3 protein-coding genes and 1 rRNA gene (1 of these 4 running past the window's edge) are annotated in these 5,000 nt (G+C 47.8%); 1 reads left to right on the top strand and 3 read right to left on the bottom strand.

Going from position 1 to position 5,000, the window contains the following annotated elements:
- The 3 genes from C3V43_RS00030 to C3V43_RS00015 form a co-directional block, all read right to left on the bottom strand.
- Positions 1-1,024 (bottom strand): 16S ribosomal RNA (locus C3V43_RS00030); it reaches 504 nt to the left of the window's first position.
- Between the two features lie 1,204 nt (positions 1,025-2,228).
- On the bottom strand, positions 2,229-2,570 hold the full coding sequence (locus tag C3V43_RS00020; RefSeq protein ID WP_106068064.1) for a hypothetical protein: 342 nt from the start codon (positions 2,568-2,570) through the stop codon (positions 2,229-2,231).
- Positions 2,567-2,875 carry an FtsB family cell division protein gene (locus C3V43_RS00015; RefSeq protein WP_106068063.1) on the bottom strand — a complete coding sequence of 103 codons (309 nt, stop codon included), beginning with the start codon at positions 2,873-2,875 and terminating at the stop codon, positions 2,567-2,569. The genes C3V43_RS00020 and C3V43_RS00015 overlap by 4 nt, the downstream gene beginning before the upstream one ends.
- A gap of 140 nt (positions 2,876-3,015) precedes the next feature.
- Here C3V43_RS00015 and C3V43_RS00010 point away from each other — a divergent pair, with 140 nt between their 5' ends.
- A complete protein-coding gene (locus C3V43_RS00010; protein WP_106068062.1) occupies positions 3,016-4,854 on the top strand; it encodes a DNA polymerase III subunit gamma/tau in 1,839 nt (612 codons plus the stop codon).
- Positions 4,855-5,000: the final 146 nt, after the last annotated feature.

Genomic DNA, 5,000 nt, shown 5'->3' with positions numbered 1-5,000 from the left:
CGGCTTACCCGTTTCCGGATAATTCGGTTGCAATTCAAGCCCGGGTAAGGTTCCTCGCGTATCATCGAATTAAACCACATGTTCCTCCGCTTGTGCGGGCCCCCGTCAATTCCTTTGAGTTTCACCGTTGCCGGCGTACTCCCCAGGTGGAATACTTAACGCTTTCGCTTGGCCGCTTGCCCTATATCGCAAACAGCGAGTATTCATCGTTTACTGTGTGGACTACCAGGGTATCTAATCCTGTTTGATACCCACACTTTCGAGCATCAGCGTCAGTTACACTCCAGCAAGCTGCCTTCGCAATAGGAGTTCTTCGTGATATCTAAGCATTTCACCGCTACACCACGAATTCCGCCTGCCTATACTGCACTCAAGGCACCCAGTATCAACTGCAATTTTAAGGTTGAGCCCCAAACTTTCACAGCTGACTTAAGCGCCCGCCTACGCTCCCTTTAAACCCAATAAATCCGGATAACGCTCGGATCCTCCGTATTACCGCGGCTGCTGGCACGGAGTTAGCCGATCCTTATTCATAAGGTACATGCAAATGGGTACGCGTACCCACAATTATTCCCTTATAAAAGAAGTTTACAACCCATAGGGCAGTCATCCTTCACGCTACTTGGCTGGTTCAGGCTTCCGCCCATTGACCAATATTCCTCACTGCTGCCTCCCGTAGGAGTTTGGACCGTGTCTCAGTTCCAATGTGGGGGACCTTCCTCTCAGAACCCCTATCCATCGTAGGTTTGGTGGGCCGTTACCCCGCCAACTGCCTAATGGAACGCATCCCCATCGGTAACCGGAATCCTTTAATGGAGAAACCATGCGGAATCACCATACTATCCGGGATTAATCTTTCTTTCGAAAGGCTATACCGGAGTTACCGGAAGGTTGGATACGTGTTACTCACCCGTGCGCCGGTCGCCATCGGGCTTAGCAAGCTAAGCCCATGCTGCCCCTCGACTTGCATGTGTTAAGCCTGTAGCTAGCGTTCATCCTGAGCCAGGATCAAACTCTTCATTGTAAAAGTATCGATTGGGATTCACATGACCCGACCCCTTGGTCAGGGGAAGGAAGGAATCCCGTTTGCTCTGTTCAGGACATCCGAAAATTTAAAGAAGTTACCAATGCGGACCCCATACGTATAAAATACATAAGGGACATTGACGGTTCTTCTGTTTTACCCAAGACCGATCCCCGCATTTTACGGGAAACAAGCCTTGCTCTTGTACTACTTGTATTGTTTATGTAAATCTATTCAAAGATCGATGGTGCCGACCCTAACGGGAAAGCGGATGCAAAGGTAAGGACTTTTATCGATATCTTCCAAATTATTGCGGAAGTTTTTTTCTTTTTTATTTCCCGCCGACGCTCTCTGTGCGAAAGGGGAGGAAAATAAAGGGAAACGAAAGCCGCTTGCGGCATCCTGCAAACCATCATGTCAAAGCACCCGTGCCCCCGTTGCCGAAAGCGGATGCAAAAGTAGAACTTAAGGGAAACATCGCAAAATATACAAGGAACTTTTTTTAAAAGAAAATACGGGGAACGGCTTAAAAGGCTGAATGACAAAGGAATCCAAGAGAAGAAAAAGAAAGGGGAGCAAAGGAAGGAAGGGGAAGGGACACATTATAATATATACGTGCGCGAGAGAAAGGAGGAAGGGACGGCTTAAGGACGCTCCCCATGCAGGAGGAAGAGGAGGGAACACAAAGAGGCGACGGGGATCGGATACGGAGACGATACGGGGGAAAGCACGGGAAAAAAGGGGAAGGTGCGGAGGGAAAAAGGACACTACACAACATGCGCCCATTTTATTTTACAAAAAACGGAGGAAGGAAGACCGGCTGACGACCGAGACGGACTCACTCCTTGAACGAAAGGGAATCAGTCGGCGACTGAAACGGTTTCACTCAGGGACTGAAACGGTTTCAGTCGCCGACTGATTGTACCCCCGCCGGAAGTACTTCTGACAGGGGTAAAAGAGGGGATCAAAAAGAGAAAGGAAAAGAAATACAGAAGGTAAAAAAAATCACCAATAGAAACAAGAGCGAAGGAAGGAGGGCGGATATTCTCAGCAAGGAATCTGTATTGCTGAAAGAGAAAGGAAACAAATATCGTTTTGCGAAACTAAAAAAAAGAAAATCCGCAATTGAGTCAACTCCGTCAATGGCGAGCAACTTGATATATTCTAAAACTGTTCAGAATTCAGGTAATGTTGAGCACATTCTCTAAAAACCCTCTTTGGCTTCTTCCTGCGGAATCCGTACAGAAGTATAGAGTTCGAGCACGGCAGCGATTGTCAAGGAAACAATCCACTCGTTGCCATGCGTAAAGAACATAAATGCTCCTGTAAGTACCAACAGAAGCGCAGCGAATATTTGCTGTCGCCTCAGGCGCCTCACAACAGGCGTCTTACACTCGGAAGGAGAATTGATTTGCGCCAAAGCCACCATTGTGGCACCCACAGTATATATATAAGGAGAGAGGAACCATCCGGTGACATAAACGGCAGCTCCAACCAGAAGCATAACGGCTCCCACCGTAAAGAGGGCTGATATCAATTGTTTCATTCTTCTATATCTTCTTCAAACACATAAATATCTTCATTGGGCTTCTTCATCAGATACTTCTCGCGAGCAACCCGTTCGATGGCACCGGAATCGACAGCAAGCTCATTAAGACGCTCGGTGTTTTCTTCATATTCCTTACGGTATTTCTCAATCTCATCGCACAAGCGGCTTTCTTCCCTGGCATAACCCAAACGACGCACAATGCTGTTTTCATCCAGAAAACCGATAATCAAAACAAACAATGCAAGCGTAATCAGATACTTGTGTTTGCGGACAAAAGACCAAAGAGAAGCAAGTTTATCCATCGCAACATCTATTTAGCTATTAACAATTCTCGAACGCAGGTTGCCTGCAATGCAACTTCACGACACAAAGATAAGAGGAATAACCGAAAGATTTCTTTTTTTTGTGTACATTTGCACAAAAAGCAAAGAATATCCCGAATATGGAAAACTATATCGTATCTGCCCGGAAATACCGTCCCTCGACCTTTGATTCGGTGGTAGGGCAACACGCACTGACCACCACCCTGAAGAATGCCATCGCCACCGGAAAGCTGGCGCATGCTTACCTCTTTTGCGGTCCGCGTGGCGTGGGAAAAACCACTTGTGCCCGCATCTTTGCCAAAACCATCAACTGCATGAGTCCCACCCCGGACGGAGAGGCATGCAATCAATGCGAGTCGTGCACAGCCTTCAATGAGCAGCGTTCCTACAACATCCATGAACTGGATGCCGCTTCCAATAACTCCGTCGACGACATCCGCCAGCTGGTGGAACAAGTACGCATCCCACCCCAAATCGGCAAATACAAAGTATATATCATCGACGAGGTGCACATGCTTTCCGCTTCGGCTTTCAACGCTTTCCTGAAAACACTGGAAGAGCCGCCACGCCATGCCATCTTCATCCTTGCCACCACCGAAAAGCACAAGATATTGCCGACTATCCTTTCGCGCTGCCAAATCTACGATTTCAACCGGATCGGCGTGGAAGACACCGTAGCCCACTTGGCTTACGTGGCCTCGAAGGAAGGTATTACCGCCGAACCGGAGGCTTTGAATGTCATTGCCCTCAAAGCAGACGGCGGCATGCGCGACGCCCTATCCATCTTCGACCAAGTAGTCAGTTTCACCGGGGGACACATCACCTACAAAAGCGTGATTGAGAACCTCAATGTGCTGGACTACGAATATTACTTCAGGCTGACCGACTTTTTCCTTGAGAACAAAGTAAGCGACGCGCTGTTGCTGCTGAACGACGTCCTAAACAAAGGTTTCGACGGCAGCCACTTCGTCACCGGCCTTTCTTCCCACCTACGTGATTTGCTCGTAAGCAAAGACGCGGCAACATTGCCTTTACTTCAGGTGGGCGCCGGCATCCGCGAGCGTTATCGGGCGCAAGCGCAGAAGTGCCCACTGCCTTTTCTCTATCGTGCCATGAAACTGTGCAACGACTGTGACTTAAGCTATCGCACAAGCAAAAACAAACGCCTGCTGGTAGAACTGACACTGATACAAGCGGCTCAAATCACCACCGAGGAAGATGACTCGTCCAATGGGCGTAGCCCTAAACAAGCAATAAAACCCATATTCACGCAGCCTACCGCTACACAGCAGCCGCAGGCCGCCACTGCTGCAACTCGTCCGCAAACCAGCACGAGTCCGGTTTCCCCAGCTATTGCCCAAAGCGAAAATCCTCGTCCAAGCCCCCCTACCCGGAGTCAGGAAGCCAATGCCGATCCTTCTCATCCCATCCCCACTGCCATACTGATGGCACAAGGAAAAGAAGAAAAGAAGATTCCGGTGATGAAAAGCTCCAATTTGGGCATTTCCATAAAACATACGGCAACGGAAGAAAAACAGGAAAAAACGAACAGCGCCCCTCTTGTGCGCCAATCCCTACAGATAGAAGAAGACTATATCTTCAACGAAAAAGATGTGAACTTTTACTGGCAAGAATATGCCGGACGCATGCCCCAAGAGCAAGTGGCCATAGCCAAGCGCATGCAAAACATGCATGTCACCTTATTAAGCAATACCACCACTTTCGAAGCCGTGGTAGATAATGACATCATAGCCAAGGACTTCACGGCCATGATACCCGCCATCCAAGAGTACATGCGCCTCCGTTTGAAAAACAGGAAAATCACCATGACCGTACGTGTCAGCGCTCCTGCCGAACAAACCCGTGCTTATAGCAGAGTGGAGAAATTTCAAATGATGGCGCAGAAAAACGAAGCATTAGTACAACTAAAAGACGAATTCGGATTAGAATTTTACTAACCTATTTTCTAAGCAAAACGACATAATCGCCGCTTTTCAGAAGAGGAAAAAAATAAAAATATCGCATATAGTTTTATTTTTTATCAAAATTGTTTATTTTTGCCAATAAGAAATAAAAGAATATTTCCTTTGAGGGTAAAAGTAAC

The sequence above is a fragment of the Prevotella heparinolytica genome, from assembly GCF_002998535.1.
In the GTDB taxonomy this organism is placed as follows: domain Bacteria; phylum Bacteroidota; class Bacteroidia; order Bacteroidales; family Bacteroidaceae; genus Bacteroides; species Bacteroides heparinolyticus.
Note: the sequence above shows the minus strand (reverse complement) of the source record. Positions and strands in the feature narration are given on the sequence as shown.